This window comes from Pseudomonas sp. m6p (assembly GCF_055760375.1).
Genome location: NZ_CM147084.1, coordinates 1,976,583 through 1,998,073, shown reverse-complemented (window position 1 = coordinate 1,998,073; position 21,491 = coordinate 1,976,583). Strand labels below are relative to the sequence as shown.

At 61.3% G+C, this 21,491-nt stretch carries 20 protein-coding genes; 4 read left to right on the top strand and 16 right to left on the bottom strand.

Annotated features, from left to right (window positions below; translation table 11 throughout):
* Window positions 1-61: 61 nt before the first annotated feature.
* Complete coding sequence (locus tag ACYZUM_RS09090) at window positions 62-754, top strand: aspartate/glutamate racemase family protein (RefSeq protein WP_108182582.1); 693 nt, start codon at window positions 62-64, stop codon at window positions 752-754.
* 21 nt (window positions 755-775) lie between these two features.
* Here ACYZUM_RS09090 and ACYZUM_RS09085 read toward each other — a convergent pair whose 3' ends face one another.
* The 15 genes from ACYZUM_RS09085 to ACYZUM_RS09015 all read right to left on the bottom strand — a co-directional run bounded on the left by ACYZUM_RS09085 (window position 776) and on the right by ACYZUM_RS09015 (window position 15,444).
* On the bottom strand, window positions 776-1,285 hold the full coding sequence (locus tag ACYZUM_RS09085; protein WP_108182581.1) for a GNAT family N-acetyltransferase: 510 nt from the start codon (window positions 1,283-1,285) through the stop codon (window positions 776-778).
* Between the two features lie 176 nt (window positions 1,286-1,461).
* On the bottom strand, window positions 1,462-2,442 hold the full coding sequence (locus ACYZUM_RS09080) for a LysR family transcriptional regulator (RefSeq protein WP_108182580.1): 981 nt from the start codon (window positions 2,440-2,442) through the stop codon (window positions 1,462-1,464).
* A 146-nt stretch (window positions 2,443-2,588) separates the two neighbouring features.
* Window positions 2,589-3,536 carry a peptidylprolyl isomerase gene (locus ACYZUM_RS09075; protein ID WP_108182579.1) on the bottom strand — a complete coding sequence of 316 codons (948 nt, stop codon included), beginning with the start codon at window positions 3,534-3,536 and terminating at the stop codon, window positions 2,589-2,591.
* Window positions 3,533-4,003 (bottom strand): YbjN domain-containing protein, encoded by a 471-nt coding sequence (locus tag ACYZUM_RS09070; protein WP_108182578.1) that lies wholly within the window; start codon window positions 4,001-4,003, stop codon window positions 3,533-3,535. The genes ACYZUM_RS09075 and ACYZUM_RS09070 overlap by 4 nt, the downstream gene beginning before the upstream one ends.
* 21 nt (window positions 4,004-4,024) lie before the next feature.
* Window positions 4,025-4,654: a DNA repair protein gene (locus tag ACYZUM_RS09065; protein WP_108182577.1), complete on the bottom strand. Its 630-nt coding sequence runs from the start codon at window positions 4,652-4,654 to the stop codon at window positions 4,025-4,027.
* Between the two features lie 18 nt (window positions 4,655-4,672).
* Entirely contained in the window at window positions 4,673-6,370 is a 1,698-nt protein-coding gene (locus ACYZUM_RS09060) for a putative porin (RefSeq protein ID WP_108182576.1), read from the bottom strand.
* A 39-nt stretch (window positions 6,371-6,409) separates the two neighbouring features.
* Window positions 6,410-7,114 carry an energy transducer TonB family protein gene (locus ACYZUM_RS09055; protein WP_108182575.1) on the bottom strand — a complete coding sequence of 235 codons (705 nt, stop codon included), beginning with the start codon at window positions 7,112-7,114 and terminating at the stop codon, window positions 6,410-6,412.
* Window positions 7,115-7,117: 3 nt separating this feature from the next.
* Window positions 7,118-7,543, bottom strand: a complete 426-nt coding sequence (locus ACYZUM_RS09050; RefSeq protein ID WP_003224462.1) for an ExbD/TolR family protein — start codon at window positions 7,541-7,543, stop codon at window positions 7,118-7,120.
* A gap of 11 nt (window positions 7,544-7,554) precedes the next feature.
* The gene (locus ACYZUM_RS09045) at window positions 7,555-9,354 is read right to left on the bottom strand and encodes a DUF2341 domain-containing protein (protein WP_108182574.1); all 1,800 of its coding nucleotides are present in this window, start codon (window positions 9,352-9,354) and stop codon (window positions 7,555-7,557) included.
* 12 nt (window positions 9,355-9,366) lie between these two features.
* The gene (locus ACYZUM_RS09040; protein ID WP_108182573.1) at window positions 9,367-10,965 is read right to left on the bottom strand and encodes a ShlB/FhaC/HecB family hemolysin secretion/activation protein; all 1,599 of its coding nucleotides are present in this window, start codon (window positions 10,963-10,965) and stop codon (window positions 9,367-9,369) included.
* Window positions 10,966-11,022: 57 nt separating this feature from the next.
* Window positions 11,023-11,634: a transposase gene (locus ACYZUM_RS09035; protein WP_086791026.1), complete on the bottom strand. Its 612-nt coding sequence runs from the start codon at window positions 11,632-11,634 to the stop codon at window positions 11,023-11,025.
* A gap of 201 nt (window positions 11,635-11,835) precedes the next feature.
* Window positions 11,836-12,234: a hypothetical protein gene (locus ACYZUM_RS09030; RefSeq protein WP_142580080.1), complete on the bottom strand. Its 399-nt coding sequence runs from the start codon at window positions 12,232-12,234 to the stop codon at window positions 11,836-11,838.
* A 168-nt stretch (window positions 12,235-12,402) separates the two neighbouring features.
* Entirely contained in the window at window positions 12,403-13,611 is a 1,209-nt protein-coding gene (locus ACYZUM_RS09025) for a DSD1 family PLP-dependent enzyme (RefSeq protein ID WP_198760252.1), read from the bottom strand.
* Between the two features lie 74 nt (window positions 13,612-13,685).
* Complete coding sequence (locus ACYZUM_RS09020; RefSeq protein ID WP_473061357.1) at window positions 13,686-15,014, bottom strand: D-arabinono-1,4-lactone oxidase; 1,329 nt, start codon at window positions 15,012-15,014, stop codon at window positions 13,686-13,688.
* Window positions 15,015-15,090: 76 nt separating this feature from the next.
* Entirely contained in the window at window positions 15,091-15,444 is a 354-nt protein-coding gene (locus ACYZUM_RS09015) for a c-type cytochrome (protein ID WP_108182569.1), read from the bottom strand.
* Window positions 15,445-15,791: 347 nt separating this feature from the next.
* Between ACYZUM_RS09015 and ACYZUM_RS09010 the strand changes: the two genes are divergently transcribed.
* From ACYZUM_RS09010 to ACYZUM_RS09000, 3 genes are all read left to right on the top strand, one after another.
* Complete coding sequence (locus ACYZUM_RS09010) at window positions 15,792-17,417, top strand: NADP-dependent glyceraldehyde-3-phosphate dehydrogenase (protein ID WP_041072629.1); 1,626 nt, start codon at window positions 15,792-15,794, stop codon at window positions 17,415-17,417.
* A gap of 46 nt (window positions 17,418-17,463) precedes the next feature.
* On the top strand, window positions 17,464-18,504 hold the full coding sequence (locus ACYZUM_RS09005; RefSeq protein WP_473061356.1) for an FUSC family protein: 1,041 nt from the start codon (window positions 17,464-17,466) through the stop codon (window positions 18,502-18,504).
* Window positions 18,505-18,582: 78 nt separating this feature from the next.
* The gene (locus tag ACYZUM_RS09000; RefSeq protein ID WP_108182567.1) at window positions 18,583-20,472 is read left to right on the top strand and encodes an acyltransferase family protein; all 1,890 of its coding nucleotides are present in this window, start codon (window positions 18,583-18,585) and stop codon (window positions 20,470-20,472) included.
* On the opposite strand, the gene ACYZUM_RS08995 is transcribed toward ACYZUM_RS09000, so the two are convergent.
* Entirely contained in the window at window positions 20,459-21,355 is an 897-nt protein-coding gene (locus tag ACYZUM_RS08995; protein WP_108182566.1) for a DMT family transporter, read from the bottom strand. The two genes, ACYZUM_RS09000 and ACYZUM_RS08995, sit on opposite strands and share 14 nt — an antisense overlap.
* Window positions 21,356-21,491: the final 136 nt, after the last annotated feature.

Here is a 21,491-nt window from a genome sequence, read left to right as displayed (position 1 = left end):
CCGATGGACACTCGGCCGGAGCCCGACTTTTCCAATACGGGCCATTGAACGAGGAATTTCAATGCGTACCATCGGCTTGATCGGCGGCATGAGCTGGGAATCCAGCGCTGAATATTATCGACTCATCAATCAACAGGTCCGCGACCGCCTCGGCCCGCTGCGCTCGGCGCAAATCCTGATGTACAGCGTCGACTTCGGCCCGGTCGAACAGGCCCAGCACGCTGGGCGCTGGGACGATGCGGCGGCGATTCTGGTGGATGCCGCACGCAGGCTCGAGGCCGGCGGCGCCGAATGCGTGGTGCTATGTACCAACACCATGCACAAGGTCGCGGAGCAGATTCAGGCAGCGATCAGCATTCCGTTCCTGCACATTGCCGAACCGGCGGCGCAGGCCGCGCTGAATATTGATGCGCACACGGTGGGCCTGCTCGGCACGGCGTTCACCATGGAGCAGGACTTTCTCAAGCAGCGGCTGATTGCGCAGGGTTTGACGGTACTGGTGCCGGACGACGTCGAGCGCAAGGACGTGCACCGGATCATCTACGACGAATTGTGCGTCGGGGTGATCAGTGACGAATCACGCAAAATCTATCAACGAGTGATCGAAACGCTGACCGCGCGCGGCGCCCAGGCGATCATCCTCGGCTGCACGGAAATCGGTCTGCTGGTCAAACCCGAACACAGCGCCCTGCCGCTGCTCGACACCACCGAACTGCATGCGCAGGCGGCGGTGGCGTTTGCATTGAGCGACTGACTCCCACAGAATTTTTTTGGCTTATCGACGGCGCAGGCGGGCCATGCTCAGGGTGTCGACCCATCGCCCGTCGCGCACCGCGTAGTCACGGAACAGGCCTTCGTTCTCGAAGCCGAACTTGCGGTACAGACCGATGGCCGCCTGGTTGTCGGCGTACACCGAGAGTTCGACCCGGTGCAGGTTCATCCAGTTGTCGGCGACGTCCAGCGCCGCCGCCAGCAGTGTCGAACCGACCCCTTTGCCTTGCCACGCCACGGCAACCGCCATGCCGACACTGCCGGCGTGGGCGCGGCGGATTCGTGAATAGTTTTCCAGGCCAAGATGACCGACCACCGCGCCCTGATGCAGCGCCACCAGTTTGACCATCCGCTCATTCTCCGCCAGCAGCCGCTGACGCCAAATCTCGGTAGATTGAAACGGCATCTGCAACACCTGCCGGGTCACTGCCGGATCGTTGTACAGCGCGGTGACGGCCTCGATGTGCGATTCATTGAAGCGTTCAAGGGTGATGGCGGGGTTGTGCTCGGGCATGGCGGATCCTTCCTGGACCGATGGGTGGCCAATCACTCTAAACTGCTTGTTCAAACACATACAAACCGTAGGAGCTGCCGCAGGCTGCGATCTTTTGATCTTGTCGTTTAAAAGCAAGATCAAAAGATCGCAGCCTGCGGCAGCTCCTACAGGGATTGTGGGCATAGGGGATCGGGTCAGGTCTGAAACCACTCCTGGCGCTCGTTGAAGGTGTGCTGAATCAGTTCGACCAGAGTTTGCACTGCGGCGACGTGCCGGGATTCAGCATTCACCGCCAGCCACGCCTGTAGCTGCATCGGCTCATCAAACAGCCCTGGCAACGCGATCAACCCGCGGTCGAAGCGGCTCATGTACGCCGGCAGCAGACCGATGCACGCGCTGCAGCGGATCATTTCCAGCATCAGCTCGTAAGACTGCATCTGCACCACACCGGCCAGACGCTGTTCAACCAGCTCATTCCACGGCCGAAAGCTGTCGATCTGCCGGTCGTGCTGCCATTGCACCAGCATGAAGTCGCTGAGGTCGTCGGCACTGGCCGGGCGCGCGGTGACGCGGGAATAGCGTTTGGCGATGTGCGGCAGGTAGTCAAGCCGCGCCAGTGCCTGCGGCTGGCTGGTGGCGAAGGTCGGGCCGGGGCTGGGGGTTTCGCCGTGGGCCAGCCACAGCACCACGTCGGCACTGACCGCGCGCAGCGCCAGTTCGCTGTCCAGCGCAATGATCTCCAGGCGCACGCTGGCATTGCGCCGCAGCAACGCGATCAGGTCGCGACCGAGGATGTCATGCAGAATTGATTCGGCAACCGCCAAGCGGATCAGCGGCTGCTCGACCACCGGCAGCCTGCGTTCGTGGGCCAGCGCCACCAGTTGCGCCTGCAACTGCTGACCTTCACGGGTCAGGCTCAAGGCGCTGCCTTGAAAGCTGAACAGCGCGTGCTGCAGCGTTTGCTCAAGCTGCGCCAATTGTTTGCGCAGCAAGGTCGAGCGCACGTTGAGGCTGCGCGCCGCCTGCATAAAGCAACCGCAGCGAGCACTGACCAGAAAATATTGCGCGACCTCGGCTTCGATGGTCGCGGCTTGCGCCAGCCACGGCTCGCGCTCGCCCTGTGCCCAGCGATAGTCGGGGCTACCCTGTCGTCCTGCGGGTTCGGTGAATGACATCGATGACTCCCTGTCGATCTTTGTTGGTCTTGAGTGCACCACAATCCACTGTGGGAGCGAGCCTGCTCGCGAAGGCGCCAGCACATTCAACAATTACGCTGCCTGACACACCGCATTCGCGAGCAGGCTCGCTCCCACAAGGTGATTTATTGGTTGGTTTCGAGGACCTTGTTCAGCTCGGCCCCATCGATGCTCAGCGTCGCGGTATTGAGCATGCCGTCCAGATACGCCTGGGCAATCTGCTCCTGCCGTTGCGCCCGCAAGGCTTGAGTCAACTGATCGCGCAGTTCGTCGAGGGTCGCGGTACGCGCCGGTTGCTGTTCGGTGAGTTTGATCACATGGAAACCCGCCGCGCTCTGCACCGGCTCGGACACCGCACCGACCTTCAGTTTTGCCACCGCACCCCGTACCTCCGGCACCAGTTGCTGCAACGGTTGCAGCCCGGTGTCGCCGCCGCGTTCGGCGGTCAGGCGATCCTGCGAATACTGAGTCGCCAGCGCGGCAAAATCCCCCGGCGTGTTCTGGGCTTTCTTGCTCAGCTCGGCCGCCTGTTTGCGCACGGCGTCCAGGCTCTGGGCATCCGGCACCGCGAGGAAAATCTGGCTGACCCGATACAACGGCGGGGTCATCCAGTTGGCTTTGCCGGCGTCGTACGCCTGTTGCAACTCGGCCGTACTCGGGTAGTCCGCCGGCACGGTGCTGACCGAGCGCAAATAATCGCGAAAGACGATCTGCTCAGTGGCAGCGCGGGTTTGCCGCACCACGTCCGGACGCTGCGCCCAGCCCTGAGCATCGGCCTGCTCCAGCACCGCTTTCTCTGCCAGACGGGTACGAATCCAGCGCTCCAGTGCTTCACGGTTGCCGCGCAGTTGCTCGGCACTTGCCGGTGGCAATGTCGCCAGCAATGCCTGCAACTCCTGTGGCGTCACCTGCTGATTGCCCAACCGCGCCACTGCCGGCCCCGCAGCAACCGCCGCCAAGGGCGACGATTGCTGGGCGGCAACCGGGTCAGTGCCCGGTCGCAGCACCAGTGCCACGGCTACCACCAACAGCGCCACTGCCCCGGCGCCGATCACCATGGCAGGCTTTTTCACAGCGCGACTTCCTCTTGTTCGGCGACCGCGACTTTGGCTGTCGAGGCTTGCGCGGCCTGGGTGAAATCACGCAGATAGACGATGAACTCCTGCAGCAAACGGTCCCACAGCTCCAGGCTGCCACGCAGGTGTTCGTTGCTCACACCCGCCGCGACCACCACGTCCATTTCCATCACCAGAAACTCGCCCTGCAACGACAACCGGGCAAAACGCCGGGTGGCGTTCCACTGTTCGGCCACACCTTGTGGCAACTCACCTTGCACCCGCAGCGCGCAGCTGAAGGTGAAATCGACATAGCTGCCCTGCTCCACCGCCGGGTTGCCGAAACGCACGGCATAACCGATGCCCTGACTGGCGCTGAGCAACTGCACGATGCCGTTCTGTTCGGTCTGGTTGACGCGATAACCGGCCGCTTGCAGGACGTCGGTCAGGGATTGCGGGGACACATGGCTGATCAATTGAGTCATGACTTCTTCCTTGTTTGTTAATCAATGCGCGAGCGCAGCTTGCGGCGCGTCGAATTGAGTCTTGTAGAGCTCGTCACCGAACCCCTGCGCCAGTTCATCAAACTTGACCCGGGCGCTGCCCGCGAAGGGCTGGCGGATCTTCATCACCTCGGCGACATCGATGTTTTCGTAGGCGCTGAGGATCTGTTTGGCGACGCCGTACATCTGCTGATTCTTGACTGAACATTGCTGCACTTGTGTGTCACGTTCAGCCAATTGCGCTTGAAGCTTAGACCGTTCTGCCTCTTTGGCACGGGCCATGACCAGCAACTCGTCGTAGGCCTTCTTGAATTTGCCGACCTGTTCGCTGCTGGCGGCGACTTGCGCTTGCGCCTGGCTGTGCAGATTCTGCTGCTGGCCGGCCAACTGTTCGGCCACGCCTCTGGCCTTGGCCAGTTCAGCGGTCAATTGCTTGATCTGCGCCTGCGCGGCCTTGGCCTCATTCTGCGCCGCCAGTTGCGCGGCGCTGGCCTGGGCCTGCTGACTTTGCAGGGCCTGCAACTGCTGAGTGGTGCTGCGCAACTGGGTACGCAGACGCTCCTCCATGCCTTCGGCGTGCGCGCCATGTGCAATGAAAAAACTCAGCCCCAACAGTAAAACTCGTGCGTGCATGACCGTACTCCCGGCGCCTTAGAAGCGCGTGTTGATCTCAAGCTGCAAGACGTCGATGTCGAACGGCGCACCGTACACGGCCTCGGTGCTCATCCAGCGGCCGGTGGCGTAGACGTTCTTCGCCAGACCGTAGTTGCCGCCGAGGATATAGCCCTTGGCGTTGGTGCCGCCGAGGTGGAACGACGAGTCGTTGAAGCCATCAGGCAAGGCGTCCGGCTGGATGTACTTGTAGCCGGCGAACAGGTTCCAGTCGCCCTGCTTCTTCAGGTCCAGCGCGTTGCCAAGGGTGAACTGGACCATCCACGCATTGGCGCCGCTTTGGATCTCGCCGTTGCTGTTGAGGTTGTTGACGATCTGCCCCTCGGAGCGCTTGCGCATGTCGCCTTCGTCGTAACCGAGGTTGTGGATGTAGTTGCCCTGGCTGCGCAATTTGAAGTCTTGCGGCAGATCGGCGTCCCATACCAGGTTCAGGTCCAGCAGGTTGAATTCCGACGCAAGACCAACGAATTGCGGCTGCGGCGTGGTGGTCGGGTTGGCCGGGTTCGGCGTGATGTCGCGCAAAAGGAACACGCTGTTGCCCTTCTGCATGAACGCCGCTCGAGTGCCGTCGGTGTCGCAACCCGGGGCGCCGGCCCACGGTACGCAAGGGCTGGAGCGCTGACCCTGAATGTCGTCGAAACGGTAGTAAGCCAACGCGCCCTTGAGGCGGTTGTTACTGTTGATTGCCCACTTGGCGCCAAGCTGCGCGCCGTACAGCCACTTGTTGTCGCTTTCTTCCTTGTCGAAGCCATTGCTGGTGCTGGTGTCATTGGTGTAATCCACCGGGAATGCACCGACGGTGCCGAACACGCCCCAGTCGTGGTTGAGCTTGTGGTCGAAAATCGCCGCCACACCGTCGAAGTTGAGGTCGTTGGAATAGAGCATGTCGGTGGACATGAACGGGTTGGCGAAACGCCCGCCGGTCAGGGTCAGCTCATCGGTCGGTTTCCAGTTCAGGTAACCCTGATCGAGCCAGATGTCTTTCTTGGCAAAACCGCCGCCGAGGTTCTGCGTGGTCGATACCGGGTTGTTGTCCGAGCCGGTGCCGATGCGGATGCCGGCAGTCCATTCTGGCGAGATCACCGCTTTCATCCCTAGCCGCGCGCGCAGCCGGAACAGGTTGGTGCGGTCTTCACGGGTATTGAGCAACGGCGGCAGGTTGGTGCTGCTGTTGGGGTTCACGTCGTACGGGCCGTTGTTGTTGAGTTTGGCGAAGTCGACGATTTCGTTGCTGTTGCTGCCCGAGTAGTAGCGCGATTCGTCACGCAGACGAATGTCGCCGTCGAAGCTGATGCGCGATGCCCAGTCCGGGAAGGTGTTGGGCGCGGCCCAGTTTTCCTGCTTGGCGGTGGCCATGACTTCGGCCTTGACCTGATCGCGGATCTGGTCGCGTACCGCGGCCGGCACATATTGCACGCGCACATCGCCCGGTGCCGCCACCGGTCCGGCCGCTACGGCGGTGGAAGCGGCGGCCTGCTTGGCCTGCGCCGCTTCGTTCTGCGCCTGGGCGATCAGCGCATCGGCCTTGTCCTGTTTCAGAATGCCCTGCTCGACCAGCAAGCGGATCAGATTGATCGTGGCGTTCTCCGAGGGCGCAGGCGCTGCCGCGGCCTGACCGACCAGGGTCGCGATGACCATGCCGACCGCCAGGGACAATCGATTCACGTTGGAAATCATCTGCACACAACTCCTTTTCATACAGCTTTATGAATTCGGTTAACCCGGACGCCGCCCTTGCAGGGACAGGCGCACAGGCAAGGTGATGGAGGCCGGTGGCCGTTCGCTCAGATGGGGCGCGTTACGCAATGCGGCCAGCACCTGAGTGTCGATCTCGGGCTTGCCGCTGGACTTGACCAGCTCGACCCGGGTGATTTCGCCGACGCTGCTCAGCCAGACATCGGCCTGCAGCGAAAACGCGAGGTTGCGCAGGTCCGGGTTCTCGCGCAGCAAACGCTGGAAGGTGAACGCCAGGAACTGGCTGTAGGTGCCGGTGCCCAAGCGTGCGCCACCCGCACCGGCCATGCCGCCGCCCTTGCCGGCGCCGATGTTGAACGCGTCGTTGCCACTCTGCGCGTCGCCGTCCATTTGCATCGGGTTGGCCAGATCGTCCGCCGGTGATGGCGGCGCCTCTTCCTCGGGCTTGACCTCTTGCGGCTCGGGCGTTGGCTCGGGCTCGACGATTTTTTCTTCCACCGGGGTTTCCGGTTCCGGCGGTTTTTCCGGCGGCGGAGGTGGCGGTGGCGGCAATGGAATGATCGTCGGCACCTTCGGCGCTTCACGGCGGATGCCGCTCATGTCATTGGCCCACTGCCACAGGAACCACGCGGCGAGCGCGCCGAGCAGCAGCCCGGCGCCCCACTTCAGGTAACGCAACGGCGAGCGCTTCACCGGCAGTGGCTCAATCGGGAGTTGTGCGGTCATCACTCAGCCCTGCGTCGGTTTGCCGGTCACCAGACCGACCTGGGACAGTTCGAGCCGGCGCAACAGATCCAGCACTTCAATGACCTTCTGGTACTGCACCGTGGCGTCGCCGCGCACGATCACCGGGAAGTCCGGGCTCTGCGCCTTCTCGATGCGCAGGCGCTCCTCCAACTCGGCGAGGGTCACCGGGTAGGCGTCGAGGAACACCTGGCCGCCGTCGTTGACCGAAATCGCCTTGGTCTTGGCCTCGGACAGCGACACTGAAGCGCTGGCTTTGGGCAGGTTGATCTGGATCCCGGAGACCTGCGCGGTGGCGGTGAGGATGAACATCACCAGCACCACCATCAGCACGTCCACCAGTGGCGTGATGTTGATGCTGTCCACCGCTGCATCTTCGTCATCGTCGTGGGAGGCATTTACAGACGCCATGGCAATGCTCCTCAGGCCGGTACGGAGTGGTTGGCGTGATGGCTGCGCTGATGCGCCGCTTCACTGGACTGACCTTCACCGTGCATCTCCGCCAGACGGGTAATGAACTCGTCGACGAACACGCGCATGTCGGCGCTGACTTCCTTGTTACGGGTGATCAGACGGTTGTAGCCAAACAGCGCCGGGATCGCGACAAACAGGCCCATGGCGGTGGCGAGCAACGCCGCCGCCATGCCGGGCGCGATGGCGTTGATGTTGACGTCGCCGGCCATGGCCGTACCGAGGAACACCACCATGATCCCCAGCACGGTGCCGAGCAGGCCGATGTACGGGCCGCCGGCGATGGCGTTGGACAGCGTCGCGAGTTTCGAGCTGAGCGCCTGGTTCTCGCGGGTGCGCACGCCGTCCATCGAGCAGCGAATCGCTTCAATCGTCGCTGCCGACACCGAAGAGGTATCGGCGCCCTGCTCGCGGCGGGTACGGATTTCCTTGACCGCCACCGAGTACAGGCGCCACAGCGGCGAATGCTGCAGACGCTGGGCCAGTTGCGCGTCGTCGGCGAACATCTCCAGACGGGTACCGACCTTGGCGAACTGCTCGCGGAAATCCTCGTTGGCCTTGCTCACGCGGCTGAGGGTGCGGTTCTTGCGCAGCATGATGATCCACGACTGGAACATCATCAGCACCAGCACGGCGATGATCACCCAGGCGTCCACCGGTACCGCGTTGAGCAGGAATCCGAGGCTGCCGAAACCGAAGCCGGACTGCTCTTCGTCGACGCCGTAGGCCACCAGTTTCGACTCCGCGCCTTGCGAGGTGGCGTCGGCCAGCAGCAACGTCGCCGGGCGGGCAACTTTGGAAAGGCGCAGTTCGTCGATGGCCCCCACAAATGGCTGGTACGGGCCAGCGGCCAGATCACCGCCAACCGCCATCACCGAATTGAACGCCGGCATCGTTTGCGCGAGGGTCGCGCCCTCACGACCGTTGATGTACAGGCTGACTTTCGAACCTTCGGCGGTCAGCGCAACGTGCTGCCATTGGCCGGGATTCAGCGCCTGAGAGGCCACCGCGCGCTGGCCGTCGATCTCCACGAACGGCACGCCTTGATTGACCCCGACCAGCAGACTGTTAGCGCCTTCGCGACGGGTCAAGATCAGTTGCTCGCCATTGGCCTGATCCAGCCGCAGCCAAGCACTGAAAGTGAATGCGCTGCCAGCGCTGTGCTGCAACGATGGACTGGCCGGCAGCAGCAACGGCTGGCCGCTGAACTGCAAGGCGCGCCCTACTACACCGTCAATCGCCGCACCGGTGGCGCTTTGTGCGGTGTTGCCGTAGGCGGTGGTGTCTTTGGCCGGGGTGCCGGTAGCGCCGTCGAAGTGATACAGCGCGGTGTAATTCGGATCGAAGGTCAGCTGGCCGTTGCCGGTGGCCGGAGCCTTCTGGTTGCCGTAGTACATCCAGATGTCCTGACGCTGTCCGCCCTCGACATTCGGCACATCGACCCAGATCAGCGCCATGCCCATCAACGCGTCGAAGCTTTCGATCTGGTGGTTGAGCACGGTCTTGTCATCGGCGGCGACGAAGCGCAAATCCGCGCCGTCTTCCTTGACCCCGTCGAAGGTGAAATTGCCGGTGTGCAGGCGCACCAGCAGCGCGGTGCGGCCCAGCGCCTGGTTGATCCCGGCGCCCTGCGGCGTGGTGTCGACGGCGATCTGTTTGCGGTAATGCCAGTCGTCCTGCCACCAGGCCTGCGCCGTGGCCGGGAGCACGAAGCCCAGGCAGATCAACAACGAAAGAATGAGGCGCTGCATGAACGTGCTCCTTTAGAACGTGGCTTGAAGGTTGAAGTGCAGGCGCGATTCCTGCTTCGAGGTGTTCGGCCCTTCGAGTAGCGGGTAGCCCCAGTCGAGGCTGCCGGACAGCCATTTGCTGAGGCTGGCGCGGGTGCCGAGGCCGACACTGGCCAGGGCGTAACTGGCGTCCTGGTCCGGTAACTCGTCGCGCAGGTACAGTTGCGCGCCTTCGGCAAAGGCGTAGAAGCGCCATTCCTGCATCCAACTGCCGGCGTATTTCGCCAGTGACGGCGTGCGCAGTTCCTGACTGAGCAGCACGCCGTCATCCCCGGTGCGTTCAGCGGCCAGATAACCGCGCACCGAAGTGGCGCCGCCGGCGGAGAATTGTTCGTTGGAGACCAGTGGCCCCGACGCCAATTGGAACGCGCCTTTGCTCGCGCTTTGCCAATCGTTGTCGAAGGTCCAGGTGAAGGTGCTGTCGCCCTTGACCACCGCGAAACTCGGGTTGGCGCGGTAGCGCTTGTAGTCGAAGTCTTCGTCGGAACTGCCGTAACCGAAGATGCTGCGAGTGGCCGCAACCAGGCTCAGGCCGAGGCCTAGCTGACTCTTTTCGGTGTAACGGAAGCCGTTGTAGGCGAAGGTGAACGGGGCGTATTTCAGCGGCACCTTGTCGCTCTCGCCGGACAGGGTCAGGCGTTCGTCGAAATCCTTGAAGTCGATACCGGCCGACAGCGAGTTCGACCAGTTGCCGCTGGACGGCAGCGTGTAGATCGCCGACACGCCGTAGGAGTGCCCCTTGCCCAACACGTTACTGCCGCCGATGGTTGCGACGTTGCTGTCGGACTGATAACCGGAGAACTGCACGCTCCAGCGCTCGCTCAATGGCGCGGTGTAGGAGCCCGACCAGACCTTGGCGTTGTCGGTGTCTTGCGGCGCGGTGAAGTACGTCAGGTTGATGCTGTGGCCGAGTTGCCAGAGGTTGTTGTAGCCGAGGCTGGTAACGGCGCGCAGCTTCTCGGTGTCGGCGCTGTAATCGTTGTTGAGGCCGACGCTGGCGCTCCACGGGTTCTGGTCTTCGACCTGCAAATCGACGTCCATGGTCCCGGGGCGCTGGCCTTCGCGCACCAGCGGCATGACCTGGCGCCCCGGGGTTTTATTGAGCTGCGCCAGTTCGCCCTGAACCTTGGCGAAGTCCGGCACCTCGCCTTCTTTCAGCGCCGGAACGTTGTCACGGATGTCCAGCGGCGAATAGTGTTTGGCGCCGACCACGCGCACCCGACCAACCTTGGTTTCGCTGACTTGCAGGTAGACGATGCCATCCGCCACCGCTTGCTCCGGCAGTTCGACGAACACCGATTGGTAGCCGCGTTCCTGATAAGCCTTCTGCAAGGCATCGCGGGCGCCTTCGATGTCAGTCATGGCTTTTTGCGGGCCGAGAAACGGGTACACCGCTTCTTCAATCGCCCGCGCGTCGAGCACGGTGTTGCCGCGCACGAAGTATTCGTTGACGTCCACCAGACGTTGCGGCGCAGCAGCTTCGGCAGCCTCTTCGGCGAATGCCGGTTGCGCGCCGGCCGTCACCAGCAGCCAGCCCCACAGCGCCAGCCGTGACGTGAAAATTCGATCCACACTACCCCCTGAATTCGCGATGACCTGTTGGCGCTGTCGCGCGCCTTGTGTGTTGCGTCAGTTGCTGGCTGTCGAGGCACCGCTGTGCTTGCCGAGCCAGGTGTGCAGCAGCGCGAAGTTCAAGGAGAACTCAGGCATTTGCAGCAAGGCACCGCAGAACACTTCGCCAATGATTTTCTGGATGAGCAGCACCGCACGCGGCTCGTTGAGCAGCGTGGCGATGTCGCGACTGAGGACGTTGAAACTCCAGACTTTCTGATTCAGGCCAAGACCGACGAACCAACGGAACAGCAAGTTGTAATTGAGCTGCTCATACAGCTGCTGTTCGCTAGGCACTGAATACAGCAGTTGCAGGAGCAGGATGTGCATGACGGTTTGCGCGGGGATGAGCATGCCGGGCTCGGCATTGAGTTCGTGCAGCAGGCCTTGGTGAGCGTCGAGCAAGTCGTCGATTTGCGGGCGCAGCAACACCAGCGAATGGCCGGGCGGAATGTAGCTGGAGACCTCTTTCAAGGCGCCCTGCCAGTCATCCTGCGAGACGATCCAGACCCACGGCGCGCCGTAGCGATACACCGACACCGGTTTCTTGCGCGCCGCCTCAACGATCTTCGACAGGCGCTGATCGAGTTCCTGCATGCCCACTTTCGAGTAGCGTTCCATAGTCCCCATTGCCTCACTCCCGGCGTCCCGCCTCGGCTTGTGAAAAGCGCCCCATTGGGCCCCTCAAGCGCGTTACATAGGCATGACCGGACTGGCTATGTGCTACCGAACTTTTGTCATGAAAGCTTCATCAATGATTCAGAGGAAAACGAACAGGAAAAAAAACATGGAAGCCAGGTTCACTGCCATGTTTTTGGATGACGCAGAACGTCAGTTTTTAAGCTCAAAGACACCATTGGAGAGTGCGACTTCTTTAGGTCCTGTCGGCTCACTACCGGCATCGGCAATCATTTTAAGGTTAAATGACCCAGTGATTTTCACGGTCCCGGCCGAGATGGTGGCCGTCAGGGAACCAGACTTTACGGTATACCTAAACATGTAATCATCCTCCCTAAAGGTATATTTAATCACGGGCAATTGTGCATCTATGAAGGTTTTTGTTCCCTCAAACTTCTCGATATTCATAGATAAGGAAGTGTGAAATTTGGCACCCATAGAGTGGCTTACATTCACTTGAAAAAAATTGCCGACCTCGCTGAGAGCGAGCTCACTGGCTTCAAATTTCCCGAATTCGCTGGTGTCAAAGTTAAACTTACCGATAGTCGCCATTTGCATCACCTATCTATAGAGGGGTTATCAATAACGCCTGAAGGTAATACTTGTCCCTTCAACGACGACGCGAGGGCCAATTATTGCGCGCAGCAGAAACATGCCGTCTACTGTAAAACCTGACAGTAGACGGCGCCGGATATTGGTCACATGTTGTGCGATCTGGCCTCAGGTGTACGCCGGCCAGGTGTCGACAATTCTGCCGCCACGCACCGCCAGCAGATCACCGAATTGCAGGAGGACGGCTTCAGTCTGGGTCGGACGCAGGAACACTTGATCTTCGACGGTCAGGCCGACCGCGTCAGAACCGTTGACCATTTCCTGATTCGAACTGCGGCCATACACGCCGTTGCTCTGTAGTCCGGTCGGTGATTCGAACTCGGCCATCCAGTTGCCGCCGTAAATGAAAAAGGTCTGGCGCTGATTGACATCCCACCACGACAGCAGCTTCGACTGGTCATCCAGCGCCGGGATGTTCACCGCGCCGGTGCTCTTCAACACCGGGGTGGCGATGTAGGTCGCCGGCACATGGTCAACCAGCGAGGGCAGGTCGTAATGCGTCGGTTTGAGCATCGCCGTACCCACCGACACCTCGGTGCTCAGTGTCTCGTTTTCGTGGATGCGGTAGCTCGGGCTGCCGGCGGTGTTCAGGCACAGGTGGTCATTCCACAACGCCGGAAACTGCAGGCGAGTGAAATCCACGCAGCGCTGATAAATCACCATCACCTTGGCGAACAGTTCCTCGGGCGAACCGAGTATCCCCGGCACGCCCATGCCCACAAACGGGTCGTAACCCATGAACCCGGCGAACACCAGGTGCTGCGGGTTGGCGCTGATCAGCGCGAGCATCTGCCCCAACGCACTTACATCACTGACCCCGCCGCGATGCAGGCCGACATCCAGCTCGATGTTGATGCGCATCCGTGTGCCCAATCCCTGCGCCAGCGCCAGGTATTGCTGCAGACGTTCGGGATTGTCGATCAGCCATTGCAGTTGCTTCGCGGGATCGAACGGGCCTTTGTGGGTTTGATAGAACAGCTGTGCCGAACGCACTGGCAACGGCTTGCCGAGCAGGATGTCGGACTGGGGAAACATGACAGCATCGTGATTGAGGAACGGCTGGTGAAACGACATGAGCTTTTGCGTTCCGGCCCGTTGCGCGATGTAGCTCAACAGCCCCGGTGACGGCAGGGATTTCTCCACCAATCGCAATTGCTTGCCGCCGCGTCGCACCGACTGCATGACCACGTCGATGTTGTGGTCGAGCCGATCCAGATCGATCAAAAGCACCGGACGCATTGGGCCGTGGTCTTTCAACTCTTTATTCAGGGCGCGGAAATACTCGCTGTACGGGCCGCCGTGATCGCCCGGTCGCAACCAGGCACCGACTCCCAGCAAGAAGGCGCCAACGCCCACGGTGCCCAGCATGAAATTGCGTCGATTGACCGCCATCAGCTCACCCCCAGAATTGACGACAGATGCGCGTTGAGAAAACGTCCGCTCGGGTCCAGTGCCTGGCGTACGTCGACAAACTCGCGCCAGCGCGGGTACAGCGGTTGCAGGGTGCGCGCATTGAGCGTGTGCAATTTGCCCCAGTGCGGGCGACCGTTGTACTTCCAGAAAATCGGTTCGACCGCGGCGAAGAAGTTGTGATGGTCCATCTGATAATGCTGGTGCACCGAGATCGAACAGCTGTCGCGGCCCTCGAACATGCTCAGTAGAATGTCGTCGGCCTTGACGTAGCGGTACTCGATGGGAAACCAGGTGCGCAGGTCCTTGTCCTGAATCAGCTTGAGGATTTCGCGCAGGCAGGCCGGGCCGTATTCGGCGGGCACCGAGTACTCCATCTCGTTGAAGCGCACGGTGCGCACGTTGGCGTAGATGTCGAACGAGTCACCGACCCGATCATCAAAACTCGCCAGATGCCGCAAGCTGTTGAGCAACGAGGTGCGCAGGCCGGGGAAGTCACTGCCGTACTTGTCGATCTTCTCGATCAGGGTCACGAACTCGTTGCCACCCTCCTCCTCGGGTGGGATCGGCGGCGTGGCCGGGTCGCCGGTTTCGTTGAGGGCGATGGACAAGGCGTAGTCGGAGTGGGTAACGACGAGCATTTCCCAGTGCTGGTTTTCGCGGGTGTTCTTGTCCAGATCTTCAAGCAGCTCTTCGGTCCTGGCGATCCACTGAGTTTCCCGCAGGCGATACGCCGGACGGTTTTGCAAGCGGATTTTAGTGGCAACACCCAACGCGCCGAGGGATACCCGGGCAGCCTTGAATACGTCCGGATGACGCTGGCTGTCGCAGTCCAATACTTCGCCGCTGGCGGTCACCAGCTGCATCCCGCAGACGTGCGCCGAGTAAGACTGAAAGGTTTTGCCGGTGCCGTGAGTCGAGGTGGAAATGGCGCCGGCGAGGGTCTGGTAATCGATGTCGGCCATGTTTTGCAGGGCTTGGCCGATGTCTTTGAGCGGCTTGCCCATACGCGACATCGGCGTGCCGGCGGCGAATTCGGCTTGCAGGGTGTTCGGGTCGTGATCGAGCAGACCGTTGAAGTAGCTCAGCGACAGCAACGTGCCGTCGGTGGGCACCAGCGCACTGAAGGAATGCGCCGAACCGACGGGACGAATCTTGCCCGGTGCCTGTTGGATGACTGCGGTCAATTCGTCCAGATTCTTTGGTGCTATCCGCGTCGCCGGCAGGCAACTCTGCCCGCCCGACCAGTTGCGCCAGGGAATCAGTCGTGGCGCGCGCATCAACTGGCCCAGCGCCGGATTGGAAGCCAGCGCACTGAAGGCGCCGACGATACTTGCCCGTTGCAACAACTGACGGCGTGTCAGATCCATGCTCATGCGCGCGCCCTTATTGTGGGAGGGGCTGATCGGCCATGAAGCCGATCAGTTGCAGGAATTGTTCTTCCGAACACTCGACGCACTGGCCCATCGGCGGCATGCCGTTGTAACCGTTGATGGCGTGATCAAGCAGGGTGTCGGCGCCCTGTCGCAGGCGCGGTTCCCAAGCTTTGCGGTCGCCGGTCAGCGGCGCGTTGGCGGCCGGGTTGGCGTGGCACAGCTGGCAGCTGTTGGCGTAGATCTGCGCCAGTGCCGGGTCGGAGGGCGTGGCGTTGTGAGTGGTCGCCGGCGGTGCAGCTTTTTCGCCGCAGCCGCACAGGGTGACAGACAGCGCCAGCAATAAAGTGAGTGGGATTACCCGCATAACGATCCTCGCCTGGGTAGCGCTTTTTGTTGTGATCACACCTTAAGGCAGGCACGGCAGCGGGTTGAGGGCATTGCGGGACAACGAGGGGGCCATCCGGGGACACACCGATGCCCTCTGTAGGAGCTGCCGCAGGCTGCGATCTTTTGATCTTGACCTTCAAAAGCAAAGTCAAAAGATCGCAGCCTGCGGCAGCTCCTACAGAGATTGGGGTGAGCATCCCGCTCTGTTCCGCCTCTCTGCGTGACATTCGCGTGACATTCGCGGGTTTAAATTCCCGCGTATTCAGGCGTATAACCTGTACAGACTTTTTGATCTGCATACGGACATCAATACGGGGTAGCGACATGACCACAGCAAACATCCTTGGCAACCTGTTCCCTTCTGTCAGCGACATCCCGGAAAAATACCGCCTCGACGGTCAGGTCGAGCAACGCGAATATCTCGTCGATGGCCAACTGCGGCGCTGGGACGGCCCGCTCGCCACGGTGCGCAGCCCGGTGTACCTGCACGGCGAGAACGGCGATGAACAAGTGATTCTCGGCAGCACCCCGCTGCTGGATGCCGACACCGCCCTCACCGCCCTTGATGCCGCCGTGCGTGCCTACGATCGCGGTCAGGGCCTGTGGCCGACCATGCGCGTGGCCGAACGCATTCAGCACGTCGAAGCGTTCCTCGGGCGTATGCGCCAGCAGCGCGAAGCCGTGGTCAAATTGCTGATGTGGGAGATCGGCAAGAACCTCAAGGACTCGGAAAAAGAGTTCGACCGCACCTGCGACTACATCGTCGACACCATCAACGCACTCAAAGAACTCGACCGCCGCTCCAGCCGGTTCGAACTGGAACAGGACACTCTCGGCCAGATTCGTCGCGTGCCGCTCGGTGTCGCGCTGTGCATGGGCCCTTACAACTATCCGCTGAACGAAACGTTCACCACGCTGATCCCGGCGCTGATCATGGGCAACACCGTGGTGTTCAAACCGGCCAAGCTCGGCGTGCTGCTGATCCGCCCGTTGCTCGAAGCGTTCCGCGACAGCTTCCCCACCGGCGTGATCAACGTGATCTACGGCAGCGGCCGCGAGACCGTCAGCGCGCTGATGGCCAGCGGCAAGATCGATATCTTCGCCTTCATCGGCACCAACAAGGCCGCCAGCGACCTGAAAAAACTGCACCCGAAACCACACCGTTTGCGCGCCGCGCTGGGTCTGGATGCGAAGAATCCGGGCATCGTCCTGCCGGAAGTCGATCTGGACAACGCAGTCAGCGAGGCGGTCACCGGTTCGCTGTCGTTCAACGGCCAGCGCTGCACTGCGCTGAAGATCCTGTTTGTGCATGAGGACGTGGTCGACGCCTTCATCGAAAAATTCAACGCCAAACTTGCCACGCTCAAGCCAGGCATGCCGTGGGACAGCGGCGTGGCACTGACACCGCTGCCGGAATCGGGCAAGGTCGACTACCTGCACGGTTTGGTGGCTGACGCGCAGAGCAAGGGCGCACAAGTGGTCAACCCGAATGGCGGCGCCAGTCGCGAGTCGTTCTTCTACCCCGCCGTGCTGTACCCGGTGACGCCGCAGATGCGCGTGTACAACGAAGAACAATTCGGTCCGGTGGTGCCGATCGTGCCGTACCGCCACCTCGATACCGTGATCGATTACGTGCTGGAATCGGACTTCGGCCAGCAACTGAGCCTGTTCGGCACCAACCCGGTGGCGATCGGCCGACTGGTCGACACCTTCGCCAACCAGGTCGGGCGGATCAACCTCAACGCCCAGTGCCAGCGCGGCCCGGACACTTACCCGTTCAACGGGCGCAAGAACTCCGCCGAAGGCACGCTGTCGGTACACGATGCACTGCGGGTGTTTTCGATTCGCACACTGGTGGCGACCAAGTTCCAGGACAGCAACAAGGACCTGATCAGCGAAATCATTCGCGGCCGCGATTCGAGCTTCCTGACCACCGATTACATCTTCTGACGAGGACTTTGCACTGAGCACCTTCAGCACCCACCGACTGCCACCGCTGCTGCGGCGAATCCTGCGTCCGTTGCTGGACCCGTATCGCCGCTACCAGCACGCCCGACTGATTCACGCGGTGCGGGTAGCGCTGGGTCTGCTGGCAACTATCCTGCTGACCACCGGCATCAACCTGCCCCACGGCGAGTGGGCGTCGGTGACCATGCTGGTGGTGATTGGTGGCCTGCAGCACCACGGCAACATCGGCAAAAAAGCCGCCGAACGCGCCACCGGCACCCTGATCGGTGCCGGCGTCGGACTGGTGCTGGTGGCGCAACAGGCATGGCTGGGCCTGCCATGGCTGACGTACTTTGCCATGGCGGTGGTCTGCGGATTTTTCTCCTATCACGCCATCGGCAAGGGCGGTTACACCGCCCTGCTGTCGGCGATCACGGTGTTCATTGTCGCCGGACATGGCGACAACCCGATCACCGACGGCTTGTGGCGCGGGGTCGACATCCTGATCGGCATCGCCCTGGCCCTCGCCTTTTCCTTCGCCCTGCCGCTGTACGCGGTGTATTCGTGGCGCTACAACCTGGCCGATGCCCTGCGCGATTGCGCCACCTTGTACGGGCGAATCATCAGCGGTCAACCGGTCAGCGCCGATGAACATCTGAAGCTGATGGGCCGGGTGACCACGGTGATGGTGCAATTGCGCTCACTGATGCCTTCGGTGTCCAAGGAAGTGAAAATCTCCATGACCGAACTGGACGCGATTCAACGCAACCTGCGCATGTGCGTCAGCACGCTGGAGATCCTCGGCAACACCCGCCCGGATGCCAACGACCCCGACGCCATGGCGCACCTGCAGTCAGCGCTGCGGGCCGAGCACCGGGTGATCCGCGTGCAACTGATCGGCATGGCACGGGCCTTGAAGTCCGGCGCTACTCAGCGCCTGGAGCGCCCGCTGGAGTTGCCGGACGCCAGTCTCGACACGCCGGTCTACAGTACGCTGGACGGTTACCGTTTGCTGACCCGGCAACTGGCCGCAAACATCGGCGAACTGCGCCAGCGTCTGGCGATGACGGCGCCGCGCTGGAACATCTGAGCCAGCGGAAAAATCCGTGTAACAAAGCGGACACCATCACTACAATGCGCCCACAACGGATGTGACATGGACGCATAAATGCAATTCAGGAAGAGTATCAACGCCCTGCGGGCACTGGCCGTGCTGTCGGTCGTGCTGTTTCATTTCAAGGTGCCAGGGTTCGAGGGCGGGTTCGTCGGCGTAGACGTGTTCTTCGTCATCTCCGGCTTCCTGATGACCGGCATCATCGTCAATCGCGTGCAACAACAGAACTTTTCCCTCCTCGGTTTCTACGCCTCCCGCGCTCGCCGCATTATTCCTGCCCTGCTGATCCTGTGCGTTACGCTGCTGGTCTTCGGTTACCTGTACCTGCCGCTGGACGACTTGCGCGAAACCATCCGCACGATCAAGAGCAGTCTGCTATTCAGTTCGAACTTCAGTTTCGCCGAAAGCGGCAATTATTTTGCCGCGCCACTGCATGAAAACTGGTTGTTGCATACCTGGTCACTGTCGGTCGAATGGCAGTTCTACCTGCTTTATCCCGTGCTGATCATGGGGCTGCACCGGTTCTTCGGCACCGATAAAACCCGCTTTGCCTTGCTGGCCGTGGCGCTGATTTCGCTGCTGGCGTCCATCGTCGTGCCCCCCGTCAACCCGACGTTCGCCTTCTACATGCTGCCCGCCCGTGCCTGGGAAATGATCGCTGGCGGCCTGGTTTTTTTGTTTCCGCTACGATTGAGCCAGCGCGGCGGCGCAATTTGCGAAGGATTCGGCCTGCTGGCGATTGCCGTCAGCGTGCTGGTTTTTTCGGCAGCGGACCTGTGGCCGGGCTACCTGGCACTGGTGCCGGTGCTGGGGACGATGTTGGTGATTCACGGCAATACCCGGTCGGTGTTCAGCAGCAATCCTGCGCTGCAATTTGTCGGGAGCATTTCCTACTCGATGTACCTGTGGCATTGGCCGCTGGTGGTGCTGCTTTACCTGTGCGGGCTTTTGAGCAGTTGGCCGCACGTGATCGGCGCAATCATCGCCTCGTTCGTCCTCGGCACCCTGTCCTTCTACCTGGTGGAATCGAAGGTGAAGAAAGGTACGAGCGCTACTCGAACAGTGATCAAGTTCGCGTCGCTGACGGTAGCGGTGGTGGCCGTGTCTGCAACGACGTCGTCGCTGGTAAAGCAGCATCCCGACTGGCGCCCGGCACTGGTCGAATTTGGTCAGCCGGAATACACCAGCAAGCTGTATCCGCAGGAGTGCTACCCGAATGCCTATGCGGCGGCGGATTGCAAACTGGGCACGGGGGATGTGTCGGTGATTTTGTACGGCGACAGTCATGCGCAATCCACCGCAGCGGCGGTGCAGATGGACAACCCTAACGCAGCGCTGTCCTGGTCACGGGGCGGTTGCCCGACCTTGGCCCACTTCGCCATGCACGACAAAACCGTCGAAAGCCAATGTCGAGGCTTCAATCAGGAAAAGCTGCAACAACTGAAGGCCGGCTATGCCGGGATCCCGGTGGTGCTGTTCAGCCGCGCGGCGCTGTACGCGGATTCAGGGCGGGATAACAGCTATCGGATTTCCTTTCCCGAGCGCCAGAACGCGTTTGCCGAAGCCTATACCGAAGAGTACGTCAGCACGGTCTGCTCGATCGCTGAAAACCATCCGGTGTATATCGTCAAACCGATCCCGGAAATGCCTTTCAGCGTCTACAAGGGTTTAAATCTTAATCAGCGGTTGTTCCGGCAAACCTCGGACATTTCCCTGCCGTTACAGGCTTACGAGAAACGCAATCGCATCGCCATCGCGACCATCGAAGCTGCGGCCAGCCGCTGCAACGCGACGGTAATCGACCCGACGCCGTACCTGTGCCCCGATGGCCACTGCATGGGCTCCATGGACGGCGTCCCGCTGTACTTTGACGACAACCATCTGGTGGATGCCGGCAATCAGCAGCTTAAAGGCCTGTTCAAGGATCTGCTCAAACCGATCTGAGCTGGCGCCGGGCTTTCAAGCCCCAGCCCTGTTGCATCCCGGCGGCGGCCAGCAGAATCGCCGCCACGCCGACCCATTGCAGGATTTGCAGGCGATGGCCGAAGGCAAACCAGTCGACGAAGATCGCCGCAATCGGGTAGATGAACGACAGTGCGCCGGTCAGGGCGGTCGGCAGTTTCTGGATCGCGCCGTACAGCAACACGTACATCAGGCCGGTGTGGACGATGCCCAGCGTCACCAGACTGGCCCAGGCTTCGTTGGTTTGCGGCAGGCCATTGAAGTGCGCGAACGGCGCGAGCAACAGCACTCCGGTGCAGACCTGGATCAGCGCGATCAGATGCGGCGGCGTGCCGGTCAGGCGCTTGATGATCAGCGCCGCGATCGCGTAAAGCAACGCCGCGCCCAGCGCCAGCGCGATCCCCAGCAGATATTCGTGACCGCTCTCGCCCTGCCCGCCGTGGGCGCTGACGATCGCCAGCATGCCGAGAAAGGAAATCGCTAGCCAGAACAGCTTCTGCAAGGTGATTTTCTCGCCGAGAAACAGTGCCGCCAAGCCAACCAGCATGAACGGTTGTACGTTGTAGACCGCCGTGCCGATGGCGATAGAGGCACGGGAATACGAGCCGAACAACAACACCCAGTTGCCGACAATCGCCACCCCGCTGAGCACCGCGAGCAGGAACGTGGTGCGGGTCAGAATGCCCGGACGCAGGAAGCCGAACGCGGCACAGATCAGCAGCAAGGTGCCAGCGCCGAACACGCAACGCCAGAACACCACGTCCAGCACCGGCTGCCCGGAGACCAGCACGAACCAGCCAATGGTCCCGGAAATCAGCATGGCGGCGGTCATTTCCAATGAACCACGGCGGATTGAGTTGTCCATCATCGATCTCCCTAAACGTTTTGACGAAAGCGTGGGCAAAGTATGCCAAGCCGGCTCCCTGCGCCTCCAGCGCAAAAAGCAGGCTAAACTCGGTTTCTGCCTTTTTTATCGCGGGTGGTTTCCCGTCAATGCCTAA